This window comes from Kitasatospora paranensis (assembly GCF_039544005.1).
Classification (GTDB): domain Bacteria; phylum Actinomycetota; class Actinomycetes; order Streptomycetales; family Streptomycetaceae; genus Kitasatospora; species Kitasatospora paranensis.
Genome location: NZ_BAABKV010000001.1, coordinates 4,776,427 through 4,803,403, shown reverse-complemented (window position 1 = coordinate 4,803,403; position 26,977 = coordinate 4,776,427). Strand labels below are relative to the sequence as shown.

Sequence of the window (26,977 nt, the reverse complement as noted above, 5' to 3'; positions counted from 1 at the left end):
GTACGGAGGCCCATTCTCGGGCAGGATGGCAGATGTGGCGGACGAGAACCCGTCGCAGCACGGCGTGGGAGCTCCGCAGCCGGAGCGCCCTTCGCAGCCTTCGGCTGTGCCGCGACCACAGCTCCAGGAGCCCCCGGCGGACGGTGCGGACCCTCGGCCGGAGGCGGAGTCGTCGTCGCCGCAGGCGGGCAGGGTGCGCAACGTGTTCGTCCGCGGGGCGTCCGCGGCGGGGGTGCGGACGGGCCGGGTGGTGCACGGCACCGGTCGGCGGATCCGGCGGGCGACATCCGCGGAGGGTGCCGGTGAATCGGGTCTCGCGAAGCTGATCGAGCTTCATGCGCTCAACTCCTTCGGCGACATGCTGATCACCGTGGCGCTGGCGTCCACGATCTTCTTCTCGGTGCCGACGGGTGAGGCCCGCGGCCGGGTCGCCCTCTACCTGCTGATCACGATGGCGCCGTTCGCGGTGCTGGCGCCGGTGATCGGCCCGCTGCTGGACCGGCTGCCGCACGGCCGCCGATCCGCGATGGCGATGTCGATGCTGGCCCGGGCGGTACTGGCGTGGACGATGGCCGGCTCGGTGACGGGTGGCGGTATCGCGCTCTATCCGGAGGCGCTCGGCGTCCTGGTGGCGTCGAAGGCGTACGGGGTGGTGCGCAGCGTGGTCGTGCCCCGGCTGCTGCCGCCGCAACTGTCGTTGGTGAAGGCGAACTCGCGGGTGACGCTGGCCGGGTTGCTGGCGACCATGGTGGCGGCCGGGGTGGGCGGGCTGCTGCACCTGATCGGGCCCGGCTGGCCGCTGCGCGGCGCGTTCCTGGTCTTCGTGGTGGGCACCCTGATGGCGTTCCACCTGCCGCACAAGGTGGACTCGGCCAAGGGCGAGCAGCGGGCGGTGCTGCACGCCGAGGACCCGGGGGCGGCGCCGAGCAAGGCGACGCTGCGGACGGTCGGCCCGTCGGTGATCCTGGCGCTGCGGGGTGTCGGCGCTGCGCTGGCTGGTCGGGTTCCTGGTGATGTTCCTGGCGTTCCTGATCCGCAGCGAGCCGGTGGGCGGCCTGCCGGCGACGGCGGCGCTGGGTGTGGTGGCGGCGTCGGCGGGGGTGGGCAACGCGCTGGGGTCGGTGCTCGGTTCGTGGCTGCGCTTCCGCGGCTCGGAGGCGATCGTGACGGCGATGCTGGCGCTGGCCACGTTGGCGGCGACGGCGGCGGCGCTCTGGTACAGCCTGCTGACGGTGGCGCTGTTCGCGGCGGCGTCCGGGATGGCGGCCTCGCTGGGCAAGCTGGCGCTGGACGCGCTGATCCAGCGGGACGTGCCGGAGGCGGTGCGCACCTCGGCGTTCGCCCGCTCGGAGACGCTGCTGCAGCTGTGCTGGGTGGCGGGCGGCGTGGTGGGCATCTCGCTGCCGCTGAACGCCACGCTGGGGCTGTCGATCGCGGCCGCGGTGGTGGCGGTCGTCCTGCTGTGGACGCTGCGTTCGCTGGCCAGGGTGGGGGTGCGCAGACCCTCGACTCGGCCACGCGTGGCATGACCCGGGGCGGCACGTCGACCCCCGCGTCGCGTGATCGCGAAAGCCCGGTAGCCTCTTGCCCATGAGCCTCAGCACCCGTGCATTCGCCGCCCTCGGCGCCCTGGTCGTGATCGGCGCCGGCACGGTCGGCGGTTCCATCGCGTACGCCAACAGTGAGGGCGCGCCGCCGAACCCGAAGCAGCAGGCCACGCTGACGGTCGGCACCTCCTCCGTCCGGGCCCAGCCGCTCTGCTACAACGGCGGCAAGGCGCTGGCACAGGACGTCCTGGCCAAGTGCCAGGCGGACGCCAAGACGGCCAGCCAGAAGGGCACCCTCGCGCACCTGGACGTGATCTCCAGCGACCGGGTCGGTGTGGGCGTGTCCACCGAGATCGCCGACAAGGGCTGGTTCGCGTTCACCGACGGCGGCTCGCAGGGCCAGACCCCGCTCGCCCAGGACACCCGCAAGGCGACGTGGTCCGGCTCGGTGCTCGCCTCCAGCGTGCTGAACTCCAGCGGCACCACCACGGTGACCGTCGTGGAGGCCGACCAGGCCAAGCAGGAGATCCTCGGCATCTGGTACTTCCAGATGAACAGCAAGGGCCAGTGACCGGCGGGTCCGTGATCCCGAAGCATTCCGACGAGCAGTCCGGCCCCGCGGCCGGGCTGCTCGTCGTCGTCGCGGTCGACGCGGAGGCCGACGCGGTGCTGCGCGGGCTGGGCGGCGACGCCCGGCCGGTGCCGCTGCCCGGCGGCGGGCTGCGGCGGGCCGTGCACCCCTCGGGGACGGTGGTGGACGTGCTGGCCGGCGGGGTCGGCCCGGCGGCGGCCGCCGCTGCGGCCTCGGCGGCCCTGGGCGCCCACCGGTACCGGCTGGTGGTGTCGGCGGGCATCGCGGGCGGCTTCGCCCCGGCGGCGCCGGTCGGCTCCACGCTGGTCGCCTCCGAGATCGTGGCGGCGGACCTCGGCGCCCAGACGCCCGAGGGCTTCCAGGACGTCGAGGCGCTGGGCTTCGGCTCCGTCCGGCACCGGCCCGCGCCGGCCGCCGTGGCACTGGCCGCCGGCGCACTGGGCGCGGCGGTGGGACCGGTGCTGACGGTCGCCACGGTCACCGGCGGCGCCGCGCGCGCGGCCGAGCTCGCCGCCCGCCACCCGGGCGTGGTCGGCGAGGCGATGGAGGGCCACGGGGTCGCCGAGGCGGCAGCCCGTTTCGGCGTGCCGTGCCTGGAGATCCGGACGGTGTCGAACCCGGTCGGGCCGCGGGACCGCTCGGCCTGGCGGATCGGGGAGGCGCTGGCGGCCCTGGAACGGGCCTTCGCCGCGCTGCCCCACCCCGAACTGATCAAGGAGGCCGACGGTGGCTGAGCCGCTGCGGATCGCGTACTCGCCCTGCCCGAACGACACCTTCGTCTTCCACGCCTGGTCGCACGGCCTGGTGCCCGGCGCCGACACGCCCGAGGTGCGGTTCGCCGACATCGACATCACCAACGGCCTGGCCGAGCGCGGCGAGCTGGACGTCCTGAAGATCTCCTACGGGCAGCTGCCGTGGGTGCTCGACGAGTACGCGCTGCTGCCCTGCGGCGGCGCGCTCGGACGCGGCTGCGGCCCGCTCGTGCTCACCCGCGAGGCCGGGGCCGACCTGGCCGGCGGCACGGTCGCGGTGCCGAGCGAGCGCTCCACGGCGTACCTGCTGTTCCGGCTGTGGGCCGCGAAGGCGGTGCCGGGCGGCTTCGGGAAGATCGTGGTGATGCCGTTCCACGAGATCATGCCCGCCGTCCGGGACGGGCTGGTCGACGCCGGCCTGGTGATCCACGAGGCCCGTTTCACGTACCGGCAGTACGGGCTGCACAGCCTGGCCGATATGGGCGAGGCGTGGGAGGCCGAGACCGGCCTGCCGATCCCGCTCGGCGCGATCGTCGCCCGCCGCTCGCTGGGCGAGGAGCGGCTGCACCGGCTGGCCGAGACCGTCCGGGCCTCCGTCGCGGCCGCCTGGGACGACCCGGAGGCCTCCCGCGCGTACGTCCTGGCGCACGCCCAGGAGATGGACCCGGCCGTCGCGGACCAGCACATCGCGCTGTACGTGAACGCGTTCACCGCCGACCTCGGCGCCGAGGGCTACGCGGCGGTGGAGACGCTGCTGGCCCGGGCCGCCGCCGAGGGGCTGGTGCCGGCGGTCGACCCGGGTGCGCTGAGGTTCTGAGCCGCGCTCAGACGTCGAACTGGTCGGCTACCGCGCGCAGCAGGACGGCGAGCTTCTGCCCGGTGGGCTTGGCCGGGTAGCGGCCGCGCTGCAGCCCGGGCAGGACGGCGTCCAGCGTGGTGATCAGGTCCTGCACGATCGGCGCCATGTCGTCCGGGCTCTTGCGGTGGGCGGCGGCCACCGAGGGCAGCGCCTCCAGCAGCGTGACGGCCATCGCCTGGTCGCCGCGGTGGCCCGCGACGACGCCGAACTCGACCCGCTGTCCCGGCCGCAGCGTGGTGACCCCGTCCGGCAGCGCCTTGGTGTGGACGAAGACGTCGCCGCCGTCGTCGCGCGACAGGAAGCCGAAGCCCTTCGTCTCGTTGAACCACTTGACCTGGCCGGTGGGCATCTCGAACTGTCCTCGATGTGGGTGTGGGCGGGCCGGCACGGAACCGGCCCCGCGGGGTGGACGACGAACCGACCCCCACGGCGGGCGGTCGGCATCGATCAGCGGATCAATGATCTCTCAGCCGGTCACTCACGTGCGGCCGGATTTCGGTAGGGGGCCGACGCGGCCAGGGCGCGGCGCGGCGCTGTCCACTGGCTGGCACCCCCATCGGCGAAGCGAAGTCCCGGAACGACCTCGTGCGAGGGCTGCATACCCGGCGCGGACGGCGGTCGAAACGTTCGGTCCCCGGAGAACTGCGGGCTGTGACCGTCGCAGCTCCCGGGCCTGTGCCGAGGCCCCCGCGGGCCGCCCGGCCCGGCATAGGGTGATCGCATGGCTCTCACCGTCGGCTTCGACCTCGACATGACGCTGCTCGACACCCGGCCCGGCATCCGGGCGACCTACGATGTCCTGGCCGCCGAGACCGGCACCGCCATCGACAGCGGGCTGGCGGTGAGCCGGCTCGGCCCGCCGCTGGTGCACGAGCTGGCCCACTGGTTCCCCGCCGAGCGGGTGGAGGCGGTCGCCGACCGCTACCGCGAGCTGTACCGCGAGCACGCGCTGCACGGCACCGTGGTGCTGCCCGGCGCACGGGAGGCGGTGGCGGCCGTCCGCGCGCTCGGCGGCCGGGTCGCGGTGATCACCGGCAAGTACGAGCGCAACGCCCGGCTCCAGCTGGACCACGTCGGGCTGACCCCGGACATCCTGGTCGGCGACCTGTGGGCGGAGACCAAGGGGACGCGCTGCGCGAGCACGGCGCCGGCGTCTACGTCGGCGACCACCTCGGGGACATCATCGGTGCCCGGGCCGCGGGCGCCGTCGCGGTCGCGGTCGCCACCGGCCCGTACGGCACCGGGGAACTGCGGGCGGCCGGCGCCGACGTGGTGCTGAGCGACCTCACCGGCTTCCCGGGGTGGCTGGCGGACTACTGCGCGGCGGCCTGAGCCCGCCGCTTCTGCGCACGCGCCGAGACCAGCAGCCCGACCAGCGACACCAGCAGGCCCAGCGGCATCGTCATGCAGACCCAGTAGGCCGCGGTCGGCAGCCTGGTCAGGTCGAGGAACAGCGGCACGAAGGTGACCAGGGTCGCGACGGCCCCCAGGGCGAACAGGATCGCCCCGGCCCGGACGATTGCGTCGCTGCGGTCGGCGGTCTGATGGCTCACAACGGGCTCCTCACGGGTCGGACGTCCCAGTCTCGCAGGAGGACGCCCCCGCCGATCGGCGGGGGCGAATTCCGCCTGTACGGCGAGTTCTCCCAGGAAACTCTCAGTCATCCTTGAGTTTGGCAGGAGACGGCCGGAGGAACGGGGAACGCGGACATGGGGCTGACCAGTCACAAGGTGCTGGCGCTGGCGGCGCTGTTCGCCGTCGCCACCGTGGCCGGCACGGTCTGGCTGTGGCCCCGGCTGTCCCGGCCCACCTGGACGGCCGTGCTGGGCCGGATCGGCACCATCATGGCCACCCAGCTCGCCGTGATGTGCACCCTGGGCCTGCTCGCCAACAACTACTTCGCCTTCTACAGCAGCTGGGACGACCTCCTGGGCACCGGCGACCAGGGCCCGGTGACGATCCAGAACCGCCTCGACGGCCGCGAGCACGGCGTCCGGCAGATCTCCTCCGAGACCGTCCGCGGCACCAACACGGTCGGCCGCGACCCGGCGCAGGTCGGGCGGCTGGAGCGGATCCGGATCCCCGGCGCCACCACCGGCCTCGCCACCGACGGATACGTCTACCTCCCGCCGCAGTACTTCCAGCCCGCCTTTCAGGGCCGGCGCTTCCCCGCGGTGATCGCCATCACCGGCTTTCCGGGCGACGCCCGGAACCTGATCACCAAGCTGAACTACCCCGGCACCGAGCTCCAACTGCTCCGCGACGGCCGGATGCGGCCGACGGTGCTCGTGATGATGCGCCCGTCCCCCGCGATGCCGCGCGACACCGAGTGCGAGGACGTGCCCGGCGGCCCGCAGGCCGAGACCTACTTCGCGACCGACGTGCCGGCCGCGCTCCGGGCCTCCTACCGGGTCGCCGACGGCCCGGGCAGCTGGGGCGTGATCGGCAACTCGACGGGCGGGTACTGCGCCCTCAAGCTGGCGATGCGCCACCCCGACGTGTTCTCGTCCGCCGCCTCGCTCTCCGGCTACTACAAGGCCGCCGAGGACGCCACCACCGGCGACCTCTTCGGCGGCGACGCCGCCCGCCGCGACCAGGCCGACCTCGGCTGGCGGCTGACCCACCTGAAGCCGCCGCCGGTCGCGCTGCTGGTCGGCGGCAGCCGCGAGGGGGACGGCGACTACTACCGGACGACCGAGGAGTTCGTGGCGGCGGCCAAGGGCGGCGCCACCAAGGTCTCCTCGATCACGCTCGCCGCCGGCGGGCACAACTTCAACACCTGGTCGCGGATGCTCCCCGCCTCGCTCGGCTGGCTCGGCGACCACCTCAAGGACCCTTCCTGACCCGACCGTCACGGGCTCGCGGCGCCCCGTGACGGATCTTCAGGACGGACGGGCGGATCCCCCGTACTCTGGGCCAGAGCCCGACCCCGGGAGGAATCCGATGCCCCACCAGCCGACCCGGCGGGCCGTCCTGGCCACCCTCGGCGGACTGGCGGGCGGCACCGCCCTGACCGCCTGCACCGGGTACACCGTCCGCACCGGGGCCGCGCAGAGCGACGGCCCGACCGCCGCCCCCTCCGGCAGCCCCGTCGCGCCGGCCACCCCCAGCACCACCGTGACGGCCGCGACCGGCCCGGTGGTGGTGCCCGGCGGCCCGATCCGGGTGGTCGCCCTCGGCACCCCCGAGCTGGACTCGGCGATGACGCTCGGGATCACCCCGGTCGGGGCCACCCGCTCCCCCTGGACCACGGCTTCCCCGACTACTGGCCGGCCTCGCGCCTCGCCGGGATCGCGGACGTCGGCGAGACCGGCGCCCCCGACCCGGCGCTGGTCAGGGCCACCGAACCGCAGGTCGTGCTCGGCAGCCAGGCCCGCGACGGCGCCCGCTACGAGGCGCTGCGGCGGATCGCCCCGACGGTGCTCAGCCGGACGGCCGGGCCGCCGTGGAAGGACAACTTCCAGCTGCACGCCCAGACCCTCGGCCGCCAGGAGCAGGCCGCCGCCGTCGTCCGCGAGTACGGCCGGCACACCACCCGGGCCGCCCAGGTCATCCGCGACGTCGGGGCGGGCGGGCGGCGGATCAGCGTGCTGCGCTTCGTCGAGGGCACACCGCCCGGCATCCGCACCTACGGCCGGCAGAGCTTCATCGGCAGCGTCATCGCCGACGTGCAGCTCGGCCGGCCCGACGCCCAGAACATCGACCAGGACGAGCTCGAACTCCCGGCCGACCAGCTGGCCAGGGCCGACGCCGACCTGATCCTCTACGCCACCTACGGCGACCCGGGCCGGGCCGGCACCACCGCCGTGCTGCAGAGCCCGGCCTGGCTCGCGCTGGGCGCGGTGAAGGCCCACCGGGCGTTCCCCGTCGACGACCAACTGTGGTTCCAGGGGGTCGGCTACACCGGCGCCAACCTGATCATCGCCGAGCTGCAGCGTTTCCTCGGCGGCTGACCGGCCCGCCCCGGCCGGCCCGTCCGCGGCCGCCGCCCGCCGTCACTTCGGACCGCGCCGACGGAGCGTCAGGGCCAGCAGGAACACCGCGGTCAGCACGGCGGCGACCCGCAGCACCCCCGGCGCGGCCACCCACAGCGCGTGGTTCATCGGCGAACCCTCGGCCAGCGGGGTGCCCCAGCGGCCCTTCGTCCGGCCCCAGAACCACAGCGTCGAGGCGCTCATGCTGACCAGCGGGATGCCCAGCACCGCGAACTTGCGGGTGAAGTCCGACAACCCGCGCGACAGGTAGGCCGCGCCCCAGCCGAGCAGCATCACCAGCAGCTCGCCGACCGCCGCCCCGCCCACCAGCAGCAGCGCGGCCACCAGCAGCAGCGGCGACGGGCGCCGGACACCGGCCGGCTTCCCGGCCGCGGGCTGCCCGCCGGGATCCGCCGGGGCCGCCGGGGCCGCCTTGCCGCGGAGGCCGAACCAGCCCCGCGGGCCGGGCACCGCCGCCGCCCCGGGCGCCGGCTCCTCACCGGCCCGGGGGCGGGCACCGCAACGGGCTCGGGACGGGGCCCCGGCTCCGGCTCCGGCTCCTGGTACTCCAGCCGGACGGTGTCCCAGCCCGGGAAGACCAGGGCCGCGCCCGGAAGGTCGGACCGCACCCCCGGCGGTCCGGCCGCCTCCGGCCCCCGGAACCGCCCGGACCGGCCTGTGCTCCGGGGACGGCCGGACCGTCCGGTGCGGCCGGCTCGGGCTCGTACACGCTCCGGTCGTCCGCCGGGCCGTCCCCGGGCGGCCGGCGCGGGCTGCCGAGCACCCGCCAGGGGGCGCCGGAGCGCCACCACTCGCCGCCGCCCGGCCCGTCCGCGGCGCCGCCGCCCGCCGCACCGTCCTTCGCCGCCCCGCCGTCCGCCATCGCCCGCACCCCTGCTCGCTCACCGGCCCGCCGACCGCCGACGCTACCCACTGCCGGCCCGCCCGCGCGAGCCCCACCGCCGCGCGCCGCCCGTCCCGCGCCGGACGGGTGCGCAGCATCCCTGGGCTCCGGCAACCCGGGCCGACTAACCTGGGTCGGATGACCACGCAGCAGAGCCAGCCCTCCCGCAGCCGGGCCGGCGCACCCCGTACCCTCGCCGAGGAGCTCCGCGCCCGCGGCGACGAGGAGCTGGCCCAGCTGCTGCGCGCCCGGCCCGATCTGCTGAACCCGGTGCCGACCGACCTCACCCAGCTGTCCGCCCGGCTCTCCAGCCGGGCCTCGGCGCTGCGCGCGCTGGAGCGTCTCGACCGCTTCACGCTCCAGGTCGCCGAAGCCCTGGCCGCCGCGCCCGACGGCACCTCGGAGCAGACCGTCCGCGCCCTGCTGGCCGGCCCGGCCCGGGTCCGTCCGCACCCGCAGGCCGACCCGGCCGACCGCTCCGCGATCACTGCCGCGCTGCCCGGCGCGCTGGCCGAACTGCGGGCCCAGGCCCTGCTCTGGGGCCCCGACTCGGCGCTGCGGCTGGTCCTCGCGGTGCGCGAGACGCTGGCCCCCAGCGCCGCCAACCCGGGCCGCACCGGTCTCGGGCCGACCGTCGCCGAGGCCACCGTCGGCATCTCCCCGGCCCGGCTCCAGGAAATCCTCGCCGACGCCGGACTGCCGGCCACCCCCGACCCGGTGACGGCCGTGGCCGCCCTGGCCGGCCTGTTCGCCGACCGCGCCCGCTGCGCCGCGCTGCTGGCACAGGCACCCCCGCAGGCGCTCGCCCTGCTGGACCGGCTGGTCTGGGGGCCGCCGACCGGTGGCCTGCCGGACGCCGCCCGCCAGGTCACCGCCGACCGCGCCCACACCCCGCCGGAGTGGCTGCTGGCCCGCGGCATGCTGCTGCCGTCCGGTCCCGACACGGTGGTGCTCCCCCGCGAGCTCGCCCTGCACCTGCGCGGCGGCCGCAGCCACCGCACGGTGGAACCTCTCCCGCCCGCGCTCGTCCCGACCGCCGAGCGCGACCCGCGGACGGTGGACACCACCGCCGCCGGGCAGGCCCACACGGCCGTCCGCACCATCGAGGAACTGCTCGACGGCTGGGGCCTCCAGCCGCCGCCCACCCTGCGGGCCGGCGGCCTCGGGGTCCGCGACCTCAAGCGGGCCGCGCTCGCCCTGGACTGCTCCGAGCAGACCGCCGCGTTCTGGCTGGAACTCGCCCACACCGCCGGCCTGCTCGCCCCCGACGGCGAGGCCGACGAACGCTGGGCCCCCACCCCCGCGTACGACTCCTGGCTCCAGCAGCCGACCGCGGAGCGCTGGGCCCGGCTCGCGGAGACCTGGCTGGCTGCGACCCGGGTGTCCGCCCTCACCGGCAGCAGCGACGCCAAGGGCCGACCGCGGGCCGCCCTCGGCCCCGAACTCGACCGCACCCTCGCCCCGTCGGTGCGCCGCGCCGTGCTGCGGGCGCTGGCGGAGCTCCCGCCCGGCGGCGCGGCGGGCGGCGACTCGCTCGGGCCGGTGCTGCGCTGGCAGCGCCCGCTGCGCGGCGGCGCCACCGGGCCGGACGGCCGCGACCTGCGCGAGCACCTGGTCGACTGGACGCTGTACGAGGCCGAGCTGCTCGGTTTCACCGGCCGCGGCGCCCTGGCCGGCCCGGCCCGCACCCTGCTGGACGGCGGCGACCCGACGCCCGCGCTCGCCCTGCTGCTGCCGCAGCCGCTCGACCACGTGATCCTGCAGCCGGACCTGACCGCGGTCGCCCCGGGCCCGCTGCTCACCCCGCTCGCCCAGGCGCTCTCGCTCTGCGCCGACATCGAGTCCAAGGGCGGCGCAACCGTCTACCGCTTCACCACCGAGTCCGTCCGGCGCGCGCTGGACGCCGGCCGCACCGCCGCCGACCTGCGGGCCTTCCTGGAGCAGCACTCGCGGACGCCGGTGCCGCAGCCGCTCGCGTACCTGATCGACGACGTGGCGCGCCGGCACGGGGTGCTGCGGGTCGGCGCCGCCTCCTCGTACCTGCGCTGCGACGACACCGCGCTGCTCGCGGAGGTACTGGCCGACCGGCGGGCGGTCGAGCTGCGGCTGCGGCTGCTGGCGCCGACCGTGCTGGCCGCCCAGGTCCCGCCGGAGACCCTGCTGTCGGTGCTGCGGACGATGGGCCACGCGCCGGCCGCCGAGTCGGCCGAGGGCGACGTGCTGATCACCCGGCCGGACAGCCGGCGCACCCCGCCGCGGAGCGCACCCGTGCCGGTGCCGGACGGGCCCGCCCGGCCGGACGACGTGCTGCTCGGCGCGGCGGTGAAGGCGATCCGGGCCGGCGACCGGGCGGCCACCGCCGTCCGGCGGGAGACGGTGGCCGGGCCGGCCGCCGGCGTCCGGCAGTCCGGGCCGGCCCGCACCGACCTGCGGCAGCTGCCGCGGACGGCGGCCGCGGACACCCTCGCCGCCCTGCAGACCGCGGTGATGCTCGGCGAGCGGATGTGGATCGGCTACATCAACGCCGAGGGGCTGGCCTCGCAACGGGTGGTGGACCCGGTGAAGGTCGAGGGCGGGTACGTCACGGCGTACGACCACCTCTCGGACGAGGTCCGCACCTTCGCCCTGCACCGGATCACCGGCGTCGCCGAGGTCGACGAGCCGGCCTGACCGGCGGCAGCCCGCGGGCCGGGCCGCCGCACCCGTCAGTGGCCCTTGGCGGCCTTGGCGTCCTGCTCGGCCTTCTGCTGCTTGGCCTGGTCGACGAAGGTCTGCGGGTCGGGGATCTTGGGCTGCACGCCGGTCAGCAGACCGGTCGCGGTGAAGGCGGTGGCACCCAGCAGGCCGCCCGGCTGGCCCATGTCGGCGACGGTGTCCAGCCCGGGCTCGGAGGCGGCCTGGGCGGGGCTCGCCCCGAGGACGGCGGCGAAGGCCGCGCCGGAGAGGGCGAGGCCGGCGAGAAGACGGTTCGGCTTGTTCATGCCCTGCCCAACGAGACGGCCGCCGTCCGGTCACCTGCCACCGCCGGAGTGCGGGACACTGGAATGCTGCGAGACGACCGACCGGAGGACAGCCCGCGTGAACGACGGACCGCTCATCGTCCAGAGCGACAAGACGCTCCTGCTGGAGATCGACCACCCCAGGGCGGCGGACTGCCGGCGCGTGATCGCGCCGTTCGCCGAGCTGGAGCGCGCCCCCGAACACGTGCACACCTACCGGGTCACCCCGCTCGGCCTGTGGAACGCCCGGGCCGCCGGGCACGACGCCGAGCAGGTCGTCGACGCCCTGGTCAGCCACTCCCGCTACCCGGTGCCGCACGCGCTGCTGGTGGACATCGCCGACACGATGGGCCGCTACGGGCGCCTCCAGCTGCAGAAGCACCCGGTGCACGGGCTGGTGCTCTCCACCACCGACCGGCCGGTGCTGGAGGAGGTGCTGAAGTCCAGGAAGATCACCCCGCTGGTCGGGGCCCGGCTCGACCCGGACACCGTCGCCGTGCACCCCTCCGAGCGCGGGCAGATCAAGCAGGTGCTGCTGAAGCTCGGCTGGCCCGCCGAGGACCACGCCGGGTACGTGGACGGCGAGGCGCACCCGATCGAGCTGCACGAGGACGGCTGGCAGCTGCGCCCGTACCAGCAGCAGGCGGTGGAGGGCTTCTGGCACGGCGGCAGCGGCGTGGTGGTGCTGCCGTGCGGCGCCGGCAAGACGCTGGTCGGCGCGGCCGCGATGGCCGAGGCGAAGTCGACCACGCTGATCCTGGTCACCAACACCGTCTCGGCCCGGCAGTGGAAGCACGAGCTGGTGAAGCGCACCTCGCTGACCGAGGACGAGATCGGCGAGTACAGCGGCACCCGCAAGGAGATCCGGCCGGTCACCATCGCCACGTACCAGGTGATGACGACCCGCCGGAAGGGCGTCTACGCGCACCTGGAGCTCTTCGACGCCCGCAACTGGGGCCTGGTGGTCTACGACGAGGTGCACCTGCTGCCGGCACCGGTGTTCAAGTTCACCGCCGACCTGCAGGCCCGCCGCCGGCTCGGGCTGACCGCGACGCTGGTCCGCGAGGACGGGCGCGAGGGCGACGTGTTCTCGCTGATCGGTCCCAAGCGGTTCGACGCGCCGTGGAAGGAGATCGAGGCGCAGGGCTACATCGCGCCCGCGGACTGCGTCGAGGTGCGGGTCACCCTCTCCGACTCCGAGCGGCTGGCGTACGCCACGGCCGAGCCGGAGGAGCGGTACCGCTTCTGCTCCACGACGGCGACCAAGCGCCGGGTGGTCGAGGCGCTGGTGAAGAAGCACGCGAAGGACCAGACGCTGATCATCGGCCAGTACATCGACCAGCTGGACGAGCTGGGCGAGGTGCTCGACGCGCCAGTGATCAAGGGCGAGACCAGCAACGCCCAGCGGGAGAAGCTGTTCGAGGCCTTCCGGTCCAAGGAGATCGGGGTGCTGGTGGTCTCCAAGGTGGCCAACTTCTCGATCGACCTGCCGGAGGCCACGGTGGCGATCCAGGTCTCCGGGACGTTCGGCTCCCGCCAGGAGGAGGCGCAGCGGCTCGGCCGCGTGCTGCGGCCGAAGGCGGACGGCCACATGGCGCACTTCTACTCGGTCGTCGCCCGGGACACCGTCGACCAGGACTTCGCCGCGCACCGCCAGCGGTTCCTCGCGGAACAGGGGTACGCGTACCGGATCATCGACGCGGACGACGTGTAGCCGGACGCCTGCGGGTGTCGGGCCGGGTCAGACGCCGTCGCGGCCGAGGAAGACCACGCGGGCAGCGGTGTCGATCATGATGCCGAGGTTGCGGACGGCCTTCGCCAGCGGGCGGCGGGGGCGGGGGGCGTCGTCGGCGCCGCGGCTGTTGTGGGGGCGGGGTGAGGGGTTTCTGCTCATACCTCCACAGTAGGAAACGGTCACCCGTCCGGGCATCACCCCGAAGGTCCTGATCAGGGGAGCCGTGTGTCGTCCTTCCGGCGTACGGCCCCCTACGGAAACGAATGGCGTCGCCTCGGGGTCGGGTCTAGGATCTTCGGTCTGCCCCTCCCGAACCGTGGTGCCCCGTCGTCGGCAGCCGTGGGAGGTCCGGCCGGTCGGCAACCGGTCGGTGTCCTTCACCGTGAGCTACGACGAGTCCGCTGACCCGCAGAGACGGGCAGCCGGGAAGGTTCGCTGTGCACTCCCCCACCACCGACGCCGCCGATGCCGCCTTCGACCCGCTGCAACGCGAGCGCGACCACCTGTCCTCCTCCCGGGCGGCGCTGCGCGCCATGCGCGAGGACGTCGAGTCGCTGGACCTGCGCGACGTCGCGGGCACCTGGGTCTCCGCCAAGGTGCTCTCCCGCCAGATCGAGCAGCGGGTGACCGCGCTCGCCGACCTGGCGCACACCCCGCTGTTCTTCGGACGGCTGGACTACCTGCACGCCGTCGGCGAGGAGCTGGCCGAGGGCGCGTCGGGCGAGCGGTTCTACATCGGACGCCGGCACGTCCACGACTCCGACGGCGACCCGATGGTGATCGACTGGCGGGCGCCGGTCTCCCAGCCGTTCTACCGCGCCAGCCGCAAGGAGCCGATGGACGTCGAGCGGCGCCGCCGCTTCGGCTACACCGGCGGCGAGCTGACGGCGTACGAGGACGAGCACCTGTCCGACCCGGCCGAGTCGGACACCCGCTCCGCGCTGCTGGCGGCGGAGATCGAGCGGCCGCGCGTGGGCCCGATGCGCGACATCGTGGCCACCATCCAGCCGGAGCAGGACGAGATCGTCCGCGCGGACGTCTCCGGCACGATCTGTGTCCAGGGCGCCCCGGGCACCGGGAAGACGGCGGTCGGCCTGCACCGCGTGGCGTACCTGCTGTACGCGCACCGGGAGCGGCTGGCCCGCACGGGCACCCTGGTGATCGGGCCGAACAGCTCGTTCCTGCACTACATCGAGCAGGTGCTGCCGGCGCTCGGCGAGCTGGACGTGGCCCAGGCCACCGTGCAGCAGCTGGTGGCGCACGTGGAGGTGCGCGGCACGGACGGTGCCGCGTCCGCCCTGGTGAAGGGCGACGCGCGGATGGCAGAGGTGCTGCGCCGGGCCGTGCAGGCGGGCATCAGGCTGCCCGAGGAGCCGTGCGTGGTCGTCCGTGGCGCCCGCCGCTGGCGCGTCCCGGCCCATGAGCTGACCGGGATCATCGAGGAGCTGCGGGCCCGCGACATCCGCTACGGCGCGGCCCGCGAGGCCCTGCCGCAGCGGATCGCGCACGCCGTGCTGGTGAAGATGGAGCACGGCGGCGAGGCCCCCGACGACCGGGTGCAGGACGCGGTGGCGCGCAACGCCGCCGTCAAGGCGGTCGTGAAGGAGTGCTGGCCGCCGGTGGACCCGGTCAAGCTGGTGCACCGGCTGCTGTCCGACCCCGTGTTCCTCGCCGAGTGCGCCGACGGCGTGCTGACCGCGGACGAGCAGCGGGCGGTGCTGTGGGAGAAGCCCGCCCGCTCGGCCCGGACGGCCGCCTGGTCGGCCGCGGACGCGGTGCTGGTGGACGAGGCCGCCGACCTGGTGCAGCGCACGCCGTCGCTCGGGCACGTGGTGCTCGACGAGGCGCAGGACCTCTCGCCGATGCAGTACCGGGCTGTCGGCCGGCGCTGCTCCACCGGCTCGGCGACCGTGCTGGGCGACCTCGCCCAGGGCACCACGCCGTGGGCGACCGGCAGCTGGCCGGAGGCCCTGCAGCACCTGGGCAAGCCGGCGGCGCACGTGGAGGAGCTGACCCAGGGGTTCCGGGTGCCGGAGGAGGTCATCGCGTACGCCTCGCGGCTGCTGCCGTCGATCGCGCCGGGGCTGGCACCGGCCACCTCGGTCCGTGACGCGCCGGACTCGCTGACCGTCCGGCAGGTGACGGGGGATCCGGTGGCGGCGGTCGTCGAGGCCTGCCGGACGGCGCTCGCCGCCGAGGGCTCGACCGGGCTGATCGCGGCCGACGCGCGGATCCCGCTGTTCGCCGCGGCGCTCGCCGAGGCGGGGCTGCCGTTCCTGGACCCGGGGACCGAGACCACCGCCGAGGCGCGGCTGACCCTGGTGCCCGCCTCGCTGGCCAAGGGCCTGGAGTACGACTACGTGGTGCTCGACGAGCCGGCCGCGGTGGTCGCCGGGGAGTCCGACGAGCGCACCGGGCTGCGCCGGCTGTACGTGGCGCTGACCCGCGCGGTCTCCGGGCTGCAGGTGCTGCACGCGGAGCCGCTGCCGGAGCAGCTGGCCGACCGCTGACGGTCGGTCGACGGCCGGCGGTCGGCGGCCGATCCGGGGCCGGCCGTCAGCCGTCGACGAGGGTGCGCCAGGCGGCGACCTTGGCGGTGTCCACCGGGGTCGTCCAGCCGTCGACCCGCACGGCGCCGCCGATGTGGAAGGCGTCGAAGCCGGCCGCGAGCAGCCCGGGGACGTGCTCGGCGCGCAGACCGCCGCCGACCAGGATCCGCTGGCAGTAGCCGGGCTCGCCCGCCTTGGCGCGTTCGCCCTCCAGGACGCCCTGCCCGGCGTCGACGCCGGCCGGCGCGCCGGAGGTCAGGAAGGTGTCCAGCCCGGGCAGGTCGGCGACGGCGGCGCGCACGGCCGCCCGGTCGGCGCTGTGGTCGATGGCCCGGTGGAAGGTCCAGCGGCAGCCGGCCACCGCCTCGGCCACGGCGGTGGTGGCCGCGAGGTCGACCGCGCCGTCGGCGTCGAGGAAGCCGAGGACGAACTCCTCGGCGCCCTCGGCGCGCAGCACGGCGACCCGCGCGAGCAGCTCGTCGAGGTCGCCGGGGGTGAACCCGTCCCGGATCCGGAGCATCACCCGGAGCGGGAGGGCGACGGCGGCCCGGATGGCGGCGAAGTCGGCCACCGAGGGGGTCAGCCCGTCGGCGGCCATGTCGGTGACCAGTTCGAGGCGGTCGGCGCCGCCGGCTTCGGCGGCGCGGGCGTCCTGAGCGGTCAGCGCGATGACTTCGACGATTGGTCTAGACATATCGCTACCTTGCCACACCGTCCCGGCGCACGGCGAGCCCCTCCCCGGTCCGTTCGGGCCGCCGTCCGGCCGCGGCCGGCACCGCCTGGGGCGGTCCCGGCGCCGGCGCCTTCCGCAGGACCGGGAGGCGGTCGCCGCGGCGGCGCGGCGAGCGGCCAGAATGGGCGTCATGACCGCTGCCCTGCTCGATGGTTGGAACGACCTGCTGCGCCGCTGCGGCGCGACCGCCGACCCGGTGCCGTACGGCCGGGACCTGCTGGAGCGCTGGGCCGAGCCGCAGCGCCGCTACCACACGACGGACCACCTGGCGGCCGTCCTGGCGCACGTCGACATGCTGGCGCAGGACGCCCCGCAGCCGGACGCCGTCCGGCTGGCGGCCTGGTTCCACGACGCCGTCTACCGACCGGACCGCTCGGAGAACGAGGAGCGCAGTGCCGGGCTGGCCGTCCGGGCGCTGCGCGAGGCCGGGCTGGCGGAGGAGCTGGTCGCCGAGGTCGCCCGGCTCGTCCGGCTCACCGTGACCCACCACCCCGAGCCCGGGGACGGCAACGGCGAGGTGCTCTGCGACGCCGACCTGGCGGTGCTCGGCTCCGAGCCGGAGGGGTACGCCGCATACGCGGCCGCTGTCCGCGAGGAGTACGCGTTCGTGCCCGAGGACGCCTTCCGCAGCGGGCGGGCGGCGATCCTGCGGCAGCTGCTCGCGCTGCCCGCGCTCTACCGCACCGCCGCCGCCCGGGAGCGGTTCGACGCCCCGGCGCGGGCCAACCTCGCCGCCGAGCTCAGCCGTCTCGAAGGCTAGCCTTGCGCCGCCGCAGCCCGGCCGCGGTCAGCCGGGCGACGAGCTCGCGGCTGCCGACCGGGCGGGCGCCGAGGGCGACGGCCTTCTCGTACCAGGGGGCCGGGATGTCGTAGTGATCCCGTTCGAAGGCGCGGGCGGGCGCGCCGAGCAGCGCGGCGAAGGCGTGCAGTTCCTCGTACGACACGTCGCTCACCAGGTGCGACCAGAGCTCCCCGTGGCCGGGCCAGGTCGGGGGGTCGACGAGGATCACGTGAGGGCACCGACCGGGGCCACGGCCACGCCCTCCTTGCCGCACACCCAGTGCGGTTCGGGCCCGAGCTCCGGCTCCACGCTGAGCGCGTGCGGGTCGCCCTCGGCCGCGCAGGCCTCGCACAGCGGCCAGCGGCCGTAGCCCTCCAGCAGGGCGTCCTGGACGTCCTGCGCGACCAGCCCGAGCACGTACTCCGTGCCGTCCGGCCACTGCTCCAGCCACCAGCGGCGGTGCGTGACGGCGTTCTCGACCAGGGACACCACCGCGGCGTCCGCGACGTCACGGGCGGTCAGGTCGGCGAGGATCAGCGCCCGGGCGCTGTGCAGGGCGGCTTCGATGTCAGGGGTGGCCATCCGTCCATTGTCCCGCAGGTCGCCCGGCGGCCGGGAAACCCGCGGTGCCCAGCGGTATCCCGAACGGCTCCGGCAGCGTGGGCGGCTCGGGAACGCCGCGAGGGCGGCCTCCCCGTGATGGGGAGACCGCCCTCGCAGAGCGTCAGGAGCTTGCCGATCCTCGGGAGGATCAGAAGTCCATGTCACCGCCCGGCATGCCGCCGCCGGCGGCCGCAGCGGCCTTCTCCGGCTTGTCGGCGATGACGGCCTCGGTGGTGAGGAAGAGCGCCGCGATGGAGGCGGCGTTCTGCAGCGCGGAGCGCGTGACCTTGGCCGGGTCGATGATGCCCGACGCGATCAGGTCGACGTACTCGTTGGTCGCGGCGTTCAGGCCGTGGCCGGCGGGAAGGTTGCGCACCTTCTCCACCACGACGCCGCCCTCGAGGCCGGCGTTGGTCGCGATCTGCTTGATCGGGGCCTCCAGCGCAACCTTGACGATGTTGGCACCGGTGGCCTCGTCGCCCTCCAGCTCCAGCTTGTCGAAGGCGACACCGGCCTGCAGCAGCGCGACGCCACCACCGGCGACGATGCCCTCCTCGACGGCGGCCTTCGCGTTGCGGACGGCGTCCTCGATGCGGTGCTTGCGCTCCTTGAGCTCGACCTCGGTCGCCGCGCCGGCCTTGATGACGGCCACGCCGCCGGCCAGCTTGGCGAGGCGCTCCTGGAGCTTCTCGCGGTCGTAGTCCGAGTCGCTGTTCTCGATCTCGGCGCGGATCTGGTTCACGCGGCCGGCGACCTGGTCGCTGTCGCCGCCACCGTCCACGATGGTGGTCTCGTCCTTGGTGATGACGACCTTGCGGGCGGTGCCGAGCAGGTCCAGGCCCGCGTTCTCGAGCTTGAGGCCGACCTCCTCGGAGATGACGGTGCCACCGGTGAGGATGGCGATGTCGCCGAGCATGGCCTTGCGGCGGTCACCGAAGCCCGGGGCCTTGACGGCGACGGACTTGAAGGTGCCACGGATCTTGTTCACGACCAGGGTCGACAGGGCCTCGCCCTCGACGTCCTCGGCGATGATGACGAGCGGCTTGCCGCTCTGCATGACCTTCTCCAGCAGCGGGAGGAGGTCCTTGACCGAGGAGATCTTGGAGTTGGCGATGAGGATGTAGGGGTCCTCGAACGAGGTCTCCATCCGCTCCAGGTCGGTCGCGAAGTACGCGGAGATGTAGCCCTTGTCGAAGCGCATGCCCTCGGTGAGCTCGAGCTCCAGACCGAAGGTGTTGCTCTCCTCGACGGTGATGACGCCTTCCTTGCCGACCTTGTCCATCGCCTCGGCGATGAGCTCGCCGATCTGGGTGTCGGCGGCGGAGATCGAGGCGGTGGAGGCGATCTGCTCCTTGGTCTCGACGTCCTTGGCCTGGGCCAGGAGCTGGTCGGAGACGGCGGCGACGGCCTTCTCGATGCCGCGCTTCAGGGCCATCGGGTTGGCGCCGGCGGCGACGTTGCGCAGACCCTCGCGGACGAGCGCCTGGGCGAGCACGGTGGCGGTGGTGGTGCCGTCACCCGCGACGTCGTCCGTCTTCTTGGCGACCTCCTTGACGAGCTCGGCACCGATCTTCTCGTACGGGTCCTCGAGCTCGATCTCCTTGGCGATGGAGACACCGTCGTTGGTGATCGTGGGGGCGCCCCACTTCTTCTCCAGAACGACGTTGCGACCCTTGGGGCCGAGCGTGACCTTCACTGCGTCGGCAAGCTGGTTCATACCGCGCTCAAGGCCGCGGCGAGCTTCCTCATCAAAGGCGATGATCTTGGCCATCAGAAGTGGTCCTCCGGGACACGGTCGACTGCTCGGACCAGAGGTGCCCGCGACGGACGGCCCTGGGAGCGGGGGTCCTGTCCCCTACCGCTCGCGGGGGCCTCACCGACCCGGTCCGCGTTGTCACTCTCAAGCTGTGAGTGCTAACGCCAATGATTAGCACTCCGGGGTGGCGAGTGCAAGCCCGTCGGCCGTGTCCGCGGTCCGTGTCCCGCGACCCCGCGGACGCCGACAGGCCCGTACGACGGTGTGTCGTACGGGCCTGTCGTGAAGAAAGGCGGCCGTCGGCGAGGACGAGCCGAGGCTCCACAGGGGAAGGTCAGGCCGCAGCGGCGCGGACCATGTCCGCCTGCGGACCCTTCTGTCCCTGGGAGATCTCGAACTCGACCCGCTGGCCCTCCTCGAGGGTGCGGTAGCCGTCCATCTGGATCGCGCTGTAGTGGACGAACACGTCCGCACCACCGTCGACCGCGATGAAGCCGTAGCCCTTCTCCGCGTTGAACCACTTGACGGTGCCCTGAGCCATTCCGAACTCCCCTTGTGCTGTGCTGGCCCTTCACGGGCCCGCACGGTGCGGGCCCAAGGTCTGGCAGGCCGGCCCGAGGGAACCCCCTGGACGCAGCCGCGCACGCCGCAGACCGCCGCCCTGCGCCCGGTACCGGGCCGCGCGAGCGGGTGACTGCGTCGATCGCGGCTGAATGTATCCGGCCGGGAGCCCTGTGCAACAGGCCCAACTTCGGAGGAATCGAGTACTCCGACAACGGATATGACGGGATGAATGCCGCAGAGAACGGCAATTCGCGCCGGACATAGCGGACGCAGGGCGACATAACGCCGGAGAAATTCTGACGCTCTCCTGACAGGTCCGCCACCGCATCGCCCACGCCCCGTCTCAGCGACCGGACGGCCCGCCACGCCCCTGCCCGGACCCTGCGTATGCGATCCGCGCGGAGCCGGGAAAGCGGAATTCGGCTGCAACGCACGACGTCAGGACCGATCGGGAAGCCGGAAGGAGCGGAGGTTCCGACATCCGGAACTCTACTCCCCCGCGGGCCTGTGCCATTCCACTGACCCTCCGGCAAAACGCGGCGGGCCGCCGTCGGAACCGGAAAAGCGGAATCCGGTCCGACGGCGGCCCAGGTGTGCGCGCCGGGCTCAGCAGCCGCCGGCCACCGCCGGGATGATCGACACGTTGGCGCCGTCCTTGATCTCGGTCTCCAGACCCTCGGCGAACCGCACGTCGTCGTCGTTGACGTAGACGTTGACGAAGCGGCGCAGCTTGCCCGCATCGTCGAGCAGGCGCGCGGCGATGCCGGCGTGGTTCTGCTCCAGGTCCGCGATGACGGCGGCCAGGGTGGCGCCCTCGGCGGTGACCTCGGCCGAACCGCCGGTGTAGGTGCGCAGGATGGTCGGGATGCGGACGTTGGCGCTCATGCGGGTGCTCCTTGGCGGAAGGGGTGGGCTGCTCAGACGAGGCCGGCGGCGCGGAAGGACTCCAGCGTCGGGCGGATGGTGGTGGTCAGGCCCGCGTCGGCGACTGCGTCCAGGGTCTTCAGGCCGTCGCCGGTGTTGATCGCGACGGTCTCCTTGGACGGGTCGAGCTGCCCGGTCTCGACCAGCTTCTTGAGCACGCCGATCGTGACGCCGCCGGCGGTCTCGGCGAAGATGCCCTCGGTGCGGGCGAGCAGCTTGATGGCCTCGACCACCTCGGCGTCCGTGACGTCCTCGACGGCGCCGCCGGTGCGGCGGGCGATGTCCAGCACGTACGGGCCGTCGGCCGGGTTGCCGATCGCCAGCGACTTCGCGATGGTGTCCGGCTTGACCGGGCGGATCACGTCGCGGCCGGCCTTGAAGGCCGCGGAGACCGGGGAGCAGCCCTCGGCCTGGGCGCCGAAGATCCGGTAGGGGCGGTCCTCGACCAGGCCGAGCCTGATCAGCTCCTGCAGGCCCTTGTCGATCTTGGTGAGCTGGGAGCCGGACGCGATCGGGATCACGATCTGCTCGGGGAGCCGCCAGCCGAGCTGCTCGCAGATCTCGAAGGCCAGCGTCTTGGAGCCCTCGCCGTAGTAGGGGCGGAGGTTGACGTTGACGAAGCCCCAGCCCTCGCCGGCCGGGTCGCCGATCAGCTCGGAGCAGAACCGGTTCACGTCGTCGTAGTTGCCGTCGATGCCGACCAGCGCACCGCCGTACACCCCGGCCATGACGATCTTGCCCTGCTCCAGGTCGTGCGGGATGAACACGCAGGAGTTGAAGCCGGCCCGGGCGGCGGCCGCGCCGACCGCGCCGGCCAGGTTGCCGGTGGAGGAGCAGGAGAGGGTGGTGAACTCGAACGCCCGGGCGGCCTCGATGGCGCAGGCCACGACCCGGTCCTTGAAGGAGTGCGTCGGGTTGCCGGAGTCGTCCTTGACGTGCAGCTGGGCGGTGAAGCCGAGCTCGCGGCCCAGGTTGTCGGCCTTGACCAGCGGGGTCCAGCCGGGGTTGAGGTTGGGCTTGTCGGCGACGTCCGCGGGGACGGGCAGCAGCGGGGCGTAGCGCCAGATGCTGGCCGGGCCGGCCTCGATGCGCTTGCGGAGCTCCTCGGCCTCGTACCCGCTGTAGTCGTACGCGATCTCCAGCGGGCCGAAGCACTCCGGACAGGCGAAGTCCGGGCCGAGCGGGGAGCGGGCGCCGCACTCGCGACAGGACAGCGCGGTGGCGGGGCCGAGGTCGACGGCGGTGGTCACGTCGGAGGGTGCAGGGGTAGCGGTAGCCATGGTGGCGGAGGCCTCTCTCCTCATCTTCCCCGTGGCGCGGTCGCGCCACAGGACGGAATTGGCACCTGTCCCGGCGGGCCTGCGGCGCCGCGCGAGAAGGTTGCCGGGACGTCGACGGGCCGTTCCCTCAGTCCCTCTGGATGAGCTCTGTGAAGTTGTGGGTCCTGCGCTGCGGTGACCCCGGCGTGCGATGGTCGGGCCGCAGTACGAAGACTGTATCCGAAGGCCCGTTGTGCGGGCCCGGATGTCCGATACGCGAGATGGCAGCAACGAGGAGCGAGACGTGACCGACCAGCCCCGCCCGGACGTCCTCCCGGAGGTGGCGTCCTGGCTGCGCCGCCGCTCCTGGACGGCGGCCGACCGGCCGGTGGAGCACCTGCTCGCCGCGAAGCGGGCGGCCGGCCCGGACGGCACGGTGAGCGTGGTCCTGCCGGCCCTGGACGAGGAGCCGACCGTCGGGGAGATCGTCACCCGGATCCGCGAGGAACTGATGGAGCGTCTGCCGCTGGTCGACGAGCTCGTGGTGGTCGACTCCGGCTCGGTGGACCGCACCGCCGAGACGGCCCGCGCGGCCGGCGCCCGGGTGGTGCACCGCGACGACCTGCTGCCCCGGGTCGCGGCCGCGCCCGGCAAGGGCGAGGTGCTCTGGCGGTCGCTGCTGGCGACCTCCGGCGCGATCGTCTGCTTCGTCGACGCCGACCTGCGGGAGTTCGACCCGGCGCTGGTCTCCGGCATCGTGGGACCACTGCTCACCGACCCGGGGATCCAGCTGGTCAAGGCGATGTACGACCGTCCGCTGGAGACCCAGGGCGCGGTGGTGCCGGCCGGCGGCGGCCGGGTGACCGAGCTGGTCGCCCGCCCGCTGCTGAACCTGCACTGGCCGCAGCTGGCCGGGTTCGTGCAGCCGCTGGGGGCGAGTACGCGGCGCGGCGCGGCCTGCTGGAGCGGCTGCCCTTCCCGACCGGCTACGGGGTCGAGCTGGGACTGCTGGTGGACGCGCTGGAGGAGGTCGGGCTCGACGCGCTGGCCCAGGTGGACGTGGGTGTGCGGCACCACCGGCACCAGGACGGGCAGGCACTCGGCCGGATGGCGGCGACGATCTACCGCACCGCGCTGGAACGGCTGGACCGCAGCCACCGGCTGAAGGCCTCCGCGGACCTGGTCCGCCCGTTGCTCACCCAGTTCGACCGCGACCCGGAGAGCAGCGGCTTCACCGCGCACACCCACCCGGTCAGCTCCCTGGAGCGGCCGCCGATGCGGACCGTTCCGGAGTACCGGCAGCGCCGCGCGTTTCCCTGAAGTTCACCGGACACCGGGCCGCGCGCCGCCGCCGAATGGTTTGCACCCCCGGCCGCGCGGCAAGCTAGGGGATATGGCCGATCTCGCGTTCGAACCCCAGCAGCAGTCCGGCGCCGCCCCCATCCTGGTGGCCTCGAACCGCGGCCCGGTGTCCTTCAGCAGCGAGGACGACGGCACGCTCACCCTGCGCAGAGGCGGTGGCGGGCTGGTCTCCGGGCTCTCCGCCATCGACGACCCGACCGCGGTCTGGGTCTGCGCGGCGCTCGGCGACGCGGACCGGCAGGCGGCGCGGCAGGCACCGGACGGCCGGCTGGACCGGGCCGGGCACGATGTCGGCGGACAGGCTGTCCGGATGCTGGACATCGAGCCGGGAACGTTCGCCCGCGCCTACAACGGCATCGCCAACTCCACGCTCTGGTTCGTCCACCACCTGCTGTACGACACCCCGGTCTCGCCGGTGTTCGACGACCGGTTCCGGCGCGAGTGGGAGTCCTACGTCGCGTACAACACCGCCTTCGCCGAGGCGCTCGCCGCGGAGGCCGCGCCCGGCGCGGCCGTGCTGGTGCAGGACTACCACCTGTCGCTCGCCCCCGAGCTGCTCCGTGCGCTCCGCCCGGACCTGCGGATCGGCCACTTCTCGCACACCCCGTGGGCCCCGCCCGAGTACTACCGGCTGCTGCCGGACGACGTCGCCGCCGCCGTGCTGACCGGCATCCTCGGCGCCGACCGGGCCGGCTTCCTCACCGAGCGGTGGGCGCTGGCGTTCGCCGACTGCTGTGCCGCCGTCCTCGGCGCCGAGGTCGACCGCGCCGCGCTGACCGTGACCCACGCGGGCCGGACGACCCGGCTGGGCGTGCACGGCCTGGGCGCCGACGCCGACTTCCTGCGGGAGCGCGCGCACCGGCCCGACGTGGACGCCCGGCTCGCCGCGCTGCGCGAGTCGGTCGGCGACCGGCGGACGATCGTCCGGGTCGACCGCACCGAGCTGAGCAAGAACATCGTCCGCGGCCTGCTCGCCTACCGGCACCTGCTGCGCACCAGGCCCGAGTGGCGCGACCGGGTCGTGCACATCGCGTTCGCCTACCCGTCCCGGCACGACCTGCCGGAGTACCGCGAGTACACCGCCGCCGTGCAGCGGATCGCGCAGGAGATCGACGACGAGTTCTCCACGCCCGACTGGCAGCCGCTGATCCTGCACGTCAACGACGACTTCCCGCGGTCGCTGGCGGCCTACCGGCTGGCCGACGTGGCGCTGGTGAACCCGATCCGGGACGGCATGAACCTGGTGGCCAAGGAAGTCCCGGTGGTCTCCGACGCCGGCTGCGCGCTCGTGCTGTCCCGCGAGGCGGGGGCGCACGCCGAGCTCGGCGAGGACGCCGTCACGGTCAACCCGTACGACGTCGTGGAGACCGCGGAGGCCCTGCACCGGGCGCTGACCATGCCGGACGGCGAGCGCGCCGACCGGTGCAAGCGGCTCGCCGCGGCCGCCACCGCGCTGCCCCCGCAGCAGTGGTTCCTGGACCAGCTCAACGCGCTGGGCTGAGTTCGGCCCCGAGGGCGGCCAGCAGGCCCACCACCCCCGCCGGGCCGGGCACCACGAGGTCGGCCCGGTCGGCGAGCTCGCGGACGGGGGCCTCGCCGGTGGTCGGGCCGCTGCACACCAGGAGACCGGGCAGTTCCTCGGTGCGGCGCTCCTCGACGGCGGCGTACGCGGCGAGGTCGCCGAGGTCGTCGCCGGCGTAGAGCACCGTCCGCGCGGAGCGCTCGGCCAGGAAGGCGGTCAGGGCGGCGCCCTTGTCGACGCCCGGCGGCCGCAGCTCCAGCACGAACCGGCCGGGCTCCACCACCAGGCCGTGCTCGGCGGCCAGCGCGGCGAGCGGCGCGCGCAGCCGGTCCAAAGTCTGCTGTGGTTCGGCCGTCCGTCGGGTGTGCACGGCCAGCGCCCGGCCCTTGTCCTCCGTCCAGGTGCCCTCGGGCGCCCGCTCGGCGGCCAGCAGCGCGGGCAGCGCGGCGCGCAGCGCGGCCACCCCCGGCGGCGGCTCGGGCGAGGACAGCGCACCCGTCCGGGCCTCCCAGCGCTCGGCGCCGTACTGGCCCAGCACGGTCAGGTGCTCCAGCCCGGGCACGCCGGCGAAGCCGCCGTACTCGACGGCGACGGCGGCCGGGCGGCCGGTCACCACGACCACGGCGCCCAGCCGCGGTGCCAGCCGGGAGAGCGCGGCCGCGGCTCCGGGGTGGGCCCGGGCGGCGTCCGGATCGGCGACGATCGGCGCCAGTGTGCCGTCGAAGTCGAGGGCGACCACCGCCTCGCGGGGTGCGGACAGCAGCGCCGCCAGGCCGTCGCGGCCGGCGGGGGTGCGCGGGACGAACTCCTCGGGAATGCCCATGCCCAGCACGCTACCCAGCTGCGGCCCGGGCACCCCTGGCCGCGGTCAGCGTTCGGCCCTGCGGCGCTCCCGCACCCGGCGCAGCCGGTTCACCAGGACGGGGTCGGCGGCGAGCGCCTCGGGCCGGTCCAACAGGGCGTTCACCAGCTGGTAGTAGCGGGTGGCGGAGATGTCGAGCTCCTCGCGGATGGCCCGTTCCTTGGCGCCGGCCGTCCGCCAGGGCCGGGCCTCCAGGGCGAGGACCGCGCGCTCGCGGTCGGTCAGGTCGGCCATGGCCGTGTCCACCTCCTCGGCAGCGTCCCCCTCGTACGGTCTTACGGGGTGTCATTCTGCCCGGCCGGTGGGACACACTCTGCCGTCGCGGGGCGGCGCCGGCCGGGTCTAGCGTCGGACCATGACCTTCGTCCTGCACGTCCCCGACGCCGAGCTGGAGCCCGAGCCGCTCGACCCCGCCCAGATCGTCTCCGGCACGCCGGAGGTGACCGGCCGGGTGCTGTGGAGCTCCCCGGACGGCCGCGAGCTGCGCGGGCTCTGGCAGATCACCCCCGGGGTGGTGACCGACACCGAGGCCGACGAGCTGTTCGTGGTGCTCAGCGGCCGGGCCACCATCGAGGTCGAGGGCGGCCCGACGCTGGAGGTGGGCCCGGGCGACGCCGCGGTGCTGCGGGCCGGCGACCGCACCACCTGGACGGTCCACGAGACGCTGCGGAAGGCCTACGCGCTGACCGTCGCCTGACCG

26 protein-coding genes, 3 pseudogenes and 1 riboswitch are annotated in these 26,977 nt (G+C 74.4%); of the genes and pseudogenes, 14 read left to right on the top strand and 15 right to left on the bottom strand.

Translation table 11 applies throughout. The features are described from left to right. The first annotated feature begins 25 nt into the window (after positions 1–25). The 4 genes and pseudogenes from ABEB13_RS23205 (at position 26) to ABEB13_RS23190 (ending at position 3,708) form a co-directional block, all read left to right on the top strand. Positions 26–1,529: pseudogene (locus ABEB13_RS23205) on the top strand (MFS transporter). A 61-nt stretch (positions 1,530–1,590) separates the two neighbouring features. After that, the gene (locus ABEB13_RS23200; protein ID WP_345707036.1) at positions 1,591–2,118 is read left to right on the top strand and encodes a hypothetical protein; all 528 of its coding nucleotides are present in this window, start codon (positions 1,591–1,593) and stop codon (positions 2,116–2,118) included. Between the two features lie 11 nt (positions 2,119–2,129). Further along, positions 2,130–2,873 carry a futalosine hydrolase gene (locus ABEB13_RS23195; protein WP_345707035.1) on the top strand — a complete coding sequence of 248 codons (744 nt, stop codon included), beginning with the start codon at positions 2,130–2,132 and terminating at the stop codon, positions 2,871–2,873. Beyond that, positions 2,866–3,708, top strand: a complete 843-nt coding sequence (locus ABEB13_RS23190; RefSeq protein WP_345707034.1) for a 1,4-dihydroxy-6-naphtoate synthase — start codon at positions 2,866–2,868, stop codon at positions 3,706–3,708. Before ABEB13_RS23195 ends, ABEB13_RS23190 begins: the two co-directional genes overlap by 8 nt. A 7-nt stretch (positions 3,709–3,715) precedes the next feature. On the opposite strand, the gene ABEB13_RS23185 is transcribed toward ABEB13_RS23190, so the two are convergent. After that, positions 3,716–4,099: a cold-shock protein gene (locus tag ABEB13_RS23185; protein WP_345707033.1), complete on the bottom strand. Its 384-nt coding sequence runs from the start codon at positions 4,097–4,099 to the stop codon at positions 3,716–3,718. A 372-nt stretch (positions 4,100–4,471) separates the two neighbouring features. On the opposite strand from ABEB13_RS23185, the pseudogene ABEB13_RS23180 reads away from it, so the two are divergent. Then, a pseudogene (locus ABEB13_RS23180) lies at positions 4,472–5,082 on the top strand (HAD family hydrolase). Here ABEB13_RS23180 and ABEB13_RS23175 read toward each other — a convergent pair. Beyond that, complete coding sequence (locus tag ABEB13_RS23175) at positions 5,064–5,303, bottom strand: hypothetical protein (RefSeq protein WP_345707032.1); 240 nt, start codon at positions 5,301–5,303, stop codon at positions 5,064–5,066. The pseudogene ABEB13_RS23180 and the gene ABEB13_RS23175 overlap by 19 nt on opposite strands. 156 nt (positions 5,304–5,459) lie before the next feature. Here ABEB13_RS23175 and ABEB13_RS23170 point away from each other — a divergent pair, with 156 nt between their 5' ends. Continuing rightward, positions 5,460–6,593, top strand: coding sequence for an alpha/beta hydrolase (locus ABEB13_RS23170; protein ID WP_345707031.1), 1,134 nt, complete (start codon positions 5,460–5,462; stop codon positions 6,591–6,593). Between the two features lie 39 nt (positions 6,594–6,632). On the opposite strand, the gene ABEB13_RS23165 is transcribed toward ABEB13_RS23170, so the two are convergent. Further along, positions 6,633–6,983, bottom strand: a complete 351-nt coding sequence (locus ABEB13_RS23165; RefSeq protein WP_345707030.1) for a hypothetical protein — start codon at positions 6,981–6,983, stop codon at positions 6,633–6,635. 9 nt (positions 6,984–6,992) lie between these two features. Between ABEB13_RS23165 and ABEB13_RS23160 the strand changes: the two genes are divergently transcribed. Beyond that, positions 6,993–7,703: an ABC transporter substrate-binding protein gene (locus tag ABEB13_RS23160; RefSeq protein WP_345709785.1), complete on the top strand. Its 711-nt coding sequence runs from the start codon at positions 6,993–6,995 to the stop codon at positions 7,701–7,703. A 42-nt stretch (positions 7,704–7,745) separates the two neighbouring features. Here ABEB13_RS23160 and ABEB13_RS23155 read toward each other — a convergent pair whose 3' ends face one another. After that, on the bottom strand, positions 7,746–8,195 hold the full coding sequence (locus ABEB13_RS23155; protein ID WP_345707029.1) for a hypothetical protein: 450 nt from the start codon (positions 8,193–8,195) through the stop codon (positions 7,746–7,748). Positions 8,196–8,766: 571 nt separating this feature from the next. On the opposite strand from ABEB13_RS23155, the gene ABEB13_RS23150 reads away from it, so the two are divergent. Then, positions 8,767–11,298: a helicase-associated domain-containing protein gene (locus ABEB13_RS23150; RefSeq protein WP_345707028.1), complete on the top strand. Its 2,532-nt coding sequence runs from the start codon at positions 8,767–8,769 to the stop codon at positions 11,296–11,298. A 35-nt stretch (positions 11,299–11,333) separates the two neighbouring features. On the opposite strand, the gene ABEB13_RS23145 is transcribed toward ABEB13_RS23150, so the two are convergent. Further along, on the bottom strand, positions 11,334–11,609 hold the full coding sequence (locus ABEB13_RS23145) for a hypothetical protein (RefSeq protein WP_100888960.1): 276 nt from the start codon (positions 11,607–11,609) through the stop codon (positions 11,334–11,336). A 97-nt stretch (positions 11,610–11,706) separates the two neighbouring features. Here ABEB13_RS23145 and ABEB13_RS23140 point away from each other — a divergent pair, with 97 nt between their 5' ends. Further along, positions 11,707–13,341, top strand: coding sequence for a DNA repair helicase XPB (locus tag ABEB13_RS23140; RefSeq protein WP_345707027.1), 1,635 nt, complete (start codon positions 11,707–11,709; stop codon positions 13,339–13,341). 27 nt (positions 13,342–13,368) lie between these two features. Here the strand turns inward: ABEB13_RS23140 and ABEB13_RS23135 are convergent, their stop codons facing one another. Beyond that, complete coding sequence (locus ABEB13_RS23135; RefSeq protein ID WP_345707026.1) at positions 13,369–13,521, bottom strand: hypothetical protein; 153 nt, start codon at positions 13,519–13,521, stop codon at positions 13,369–13,371. A gap of 278 nt (positions 13,522–13,799) precedes the next feature. Between ABEB13_RS23135 and ABEB13_RS23130 the strand changes: the two genes are divergently transcribed. Then, positions 13,800–15,872, top strand: coding sequence for a HelD family protein (locus ABEB13_RS23130; protein WP_345707025.1), 2,073 nt, complete (start codon positions 13,800–13,802; stop codon positions 15,870–15,872). Positions 15,873–15,918: 46 nt separating this feature from the next. On the opposite strand, the gene ABEB13_RS23125 is transcribed toward ABEB13_RS23130, so the two are convergent. After that, complete coding sequence (locus ABEB13_RS23125) at positions 15,919–16,605, bottom strand: copper homeostasis protein CutC (protein WP_345707024.1); 687 nt, start codon at positions 16,603–16,605, stop codon at positions 15,919–15,921. A gap of 169 nt (positions 16,606–16,774) precedes the next feature. Here ABEB13_RS23125 and ABEB13_RS23120 point away from each other — a divergent pair, with 169 nt between their 5' ends. Further along, on the top strand, positions 16,775–17,404 hold the full coding sequence (locus tag ABEB13_RS23120; protein WP_345707023.1) for an HD domain-containing protein: 630 nt from the start codon (positions 16,775–16,777) through the stop codon (positions 17,402–17,404). Here ABEB13_RS23120 and ABEB13_RS23115 read toward each other — a convergent pair. The 6 genes from ABEB13_RS23115 to thrC form a co-directional block, all read right to left on the bottom strand. Continuing rightward, a complete protein-coding gene (locus ABEB13_RS23115; RefSeq protein ID WP_345707022.1) occupies positions 17,385–17,654 on the bottom strand; it encodes a DUF4031 domain-containing protein in 270 nt (89 codons plus the stop codon). The genes ABEB13_RS23120 and ABEB13_RS23115 overlap by 20 nt on opposite strands. After that, a complete protein-coding gene (locus tag ABEB13_RS23110) occupies positions 17,651–18,007 on the bottom strand; it encodes a hypothetical protein (RefSeq protein ID WP_100888964.1) in 357 nt (118 codons plus the stop codon). The genes ABEB13_RS23115 and ABEB13_RS23110 overlap by 4 nt, the downstream gene beginning before the upstream one ends. 169 nt (positions 18,008–18,176) lie before the next feature. Beyond that, complete coding sequence (groL, locus tag ABEB13_RS23105; protein WP_345707021.1) at positions 18,177–19,799, bottom strand: chaperonin GroEL; 1,623 nt, start codon at positions 19,797–19,799, stop codon at positions 18,177–18,179. A gap of 319 nt (positions 19,800–20,118) precedes the next feature. Beyond that, positions 20,119–20,325, bottom strand: coding sequence for a cold-shock protein (locus ABEB13_RS23100; protein ID WP_100888966.1), 207 nt, complete (start codon positions 20,323–20,325; stop codon positions 20,119–20,121). A 629-nt stretch (positions 20,326–20,954) separates the two neighbouring features. Continuing rightward, entirely contained in the window at positions 20,955–21,233 is a 279-nt protein-coding gene (locus ABEB13_RS23095; protein WP_100888967.1) for a MoaD/ThiS family protein, read from the bottom strand. Positions 21,234–21,265: 32 nt separating this feature from the next. Then, a complete protein-coding gene (thrC, locus tag ABEB13_RS23090) occupies positions 21,266–22,552 on the bottom strand; it encodes a threonine synthase (RefSeq protein ID WP_345707020.1) in 1,287 nt (428 codons plus the stop codon). Between the two features lie 17 nt (positions 22,553–22,569). Next, positions 22,570–22,699, bottom strand: a riboswitch (SAM riboswitch). Between the two features lie 172 nt (positions 22,700–22,871). On the opposite strand from thrC, the pseudogene ABEB13_RS23085 reads away from it, so the two are divergent. Together ABEB13_RS23085 and ABEB13_RS23080 are read left to right on the top strand one after the other, a co-directional pair. Continuing rightward, positions 22,872–23,851 (top strand): annotated as a pseudogene (locus tag ABEB13_RS23085) (glucosyl-3-phosphoglycerate synthase). A 73-nt stretch (positions 23,852–23,924) separates the two neighbouring features. Next, positions 23,925–25,394 carry an alpha,alpha-trehalose-phosphate synthase (UDP-forming) gene (locus ABEB13_RS23080; protein ID WP_345707019.1) on the top strand — a complete coding sequence of 490 codons (1,470 nt, stop codon included), beginning with the start codon at positions 23,925–23,927 and terminating at the stop codon, positions 25,392–25,394. Here ABEB13_RS23080 and otsB read toward each other — a convergent pair. Both otsB and ABEB13_RS23070 read right to left on the bottom strand, forming a co-directional pair. Then, positions 25,378–26,238, bottom strand: a complete 861-nt coding sequence (gene otsB, locus ABEB13_RS23075) for a trehalose-phosphatase (RefSeq protein ID WP_345707018.1) — start codon at positions 26,236–26,238, stop codon at positions 25,378–25,380. The two genes, ABEB13_RS23080 and otsB, sit on opposite strands and share 17 nt — an antisense overlap. A 45-nt stretch (positions 26,239–26,283) precedes the next feature. Next, positions 26,284–26,511, bottom strand: coding sequence for a DUF3263 domain-containing protein (locus ABEB13_RS23070; RefSeq protein ID WP_100888971.1), 228 nt, complete (start codon positions 26,509–26,511; stop codon positions 26,284–26,286). 121 nt (positions 26,512–26,632) lie between these two features. On the opposite strand from ABEB13_RS23070, the gene ABEB13_RS23065 reads away from it, so the two are divergent. Beyond that, the gene (locus ABEB13_RS23065) at positions 26,633–26,974 is read left to right on the top strand and encodes a cupin domain-containing protein (RefSeq protein WP_100888972.1); all 342 of its coding nucleotides are present in this window, start codon (positions 26,633–26,635) and stop codon (positions 26,972–26,974) included. Positions 26,975–26,977: the final 3 nt, after the last annotated feature.

Bases quoted from the DNA above. Each gene is read 5' to 3' on its own strand.
- ABEB13_RS23200 (WP_345707036.1), top strand. From the start codon at position 1,591: ATGAGCCTCAGCACCCGTGCATTCGCCGCCCTCGGCGCCCTGGTCGTG.
- ABEB13_RS23185 (WP_345707033.1), bottom strand. From the start codon at position 4,099: ATGCCCACCGGCCAGGTCAAGTGGTTCAACGAGACGAAGGGCTTCGGC.
- ABEB13_RS23170 (WP_345707031.1), top strand. From the start codon at position 5,460: ATGGGGCTGACCAGTCACAAGGTGCTGGCGCTGGCGGCGCTGTTCGCC.
- ABEB13_RS23150 (WP_345707028.1), top strand. From the start codon at position 8,767: ATGACCACGCAGCAGAGCCAGCCCTCCCGCAGCCGGGCCGGCGCACCC.
- ABEB13_RS23145 (WP_100888960.1), bottom strand. From the start codon at position 11,609: ATGAACAAGCCGAACCGTCTTCTCGCCGGCCTCGCCCTCTCCGGCGCG.
- ABEB13_RS23135 (WP_345707026.1), bottom strand. From the start codon at position 13,521: ATGAGCAGAAACCCCTCACCCCGCCCCCACAACAGCCGCGGCGCCGAC.
- ABEB13_RS23125 (WP_345707024.1), bottom strand. From the start codon at position 16,605: ATGTCTAGACCAATCGTCGAAGTCATCGCGCTGACCGCTCAGGACGCC.
- ABEB13_RS23120 (WP_345707023.1), top strand. From the start codon at position 16,775: ATGACCGCTGCCCTGCTCGATGGTTGGAACGACCTGCTGCGCCGCTGC.
- ABEB13_RS23110 (WP_100888964.1), bottom strand. From the start codon at position 18,007: ATGGCCACCCCTGACATCGAAGCCGCCCTGCACAGCGCCCGGGCGCTG.
- groL (WP_345707021.1), bottom strand. From the start codon at position 19,799: ATGGCCAAGATCATCGCCTTTGATGAGGAAGCTCGCCGCGGCCTTGAG.
- ABEB13_RS23100 (WP_100888966.1), bottom strand. From the start codon at position 20,325: ATGGCTCAGGGCACCGTCAAGTGGTTCAACGCGGAGAAGGGCTACGGC.
- ABEB13_RS23095 (WP_100888967.1), bottom strand. From the start codon at position 21,233: ATGAGCGCCAACGTCCGCATCCCGACCATCCTGCGCACCTACACCGGC.
- thrC (WP_345707020.1), bottom strand. From the start codon at position 22,552: ATGGCTACCGCTACCCCTGCACCCTCCGACGTGACCACCGCCGTCGAC.
- ABEB13_RS23080 (WP_345707019.1), top strand. From the start codon at position 23,925: ATGGCCGATCTCGCGTTCGAACCCCAGCAGCAGTCCGGCGCCGCCCCC.
- otsB (WP_345707018.1), bottom strand. From the start codon at position 26,238: ATGGGCATTCCCGAGGAGTTCGTCCCGCGCACCCCCGCCGGCCGCGAC.
- ABEB13_RS23070 (WP_100888971.1), bottom strand. From the start codon at position 26,511: ATGGCCGACCTGACCGACCGCGAGCGCGCGGTCCTCGCCCTGGAGGCC.
- ABEB13_RS23065 (WP_100888972.1), top strand. From the start codon at position 26,633: ATGACCTTCGTCCTGCACGTCCCCGACGCCGAGCTGGAGCCCGAGCCG.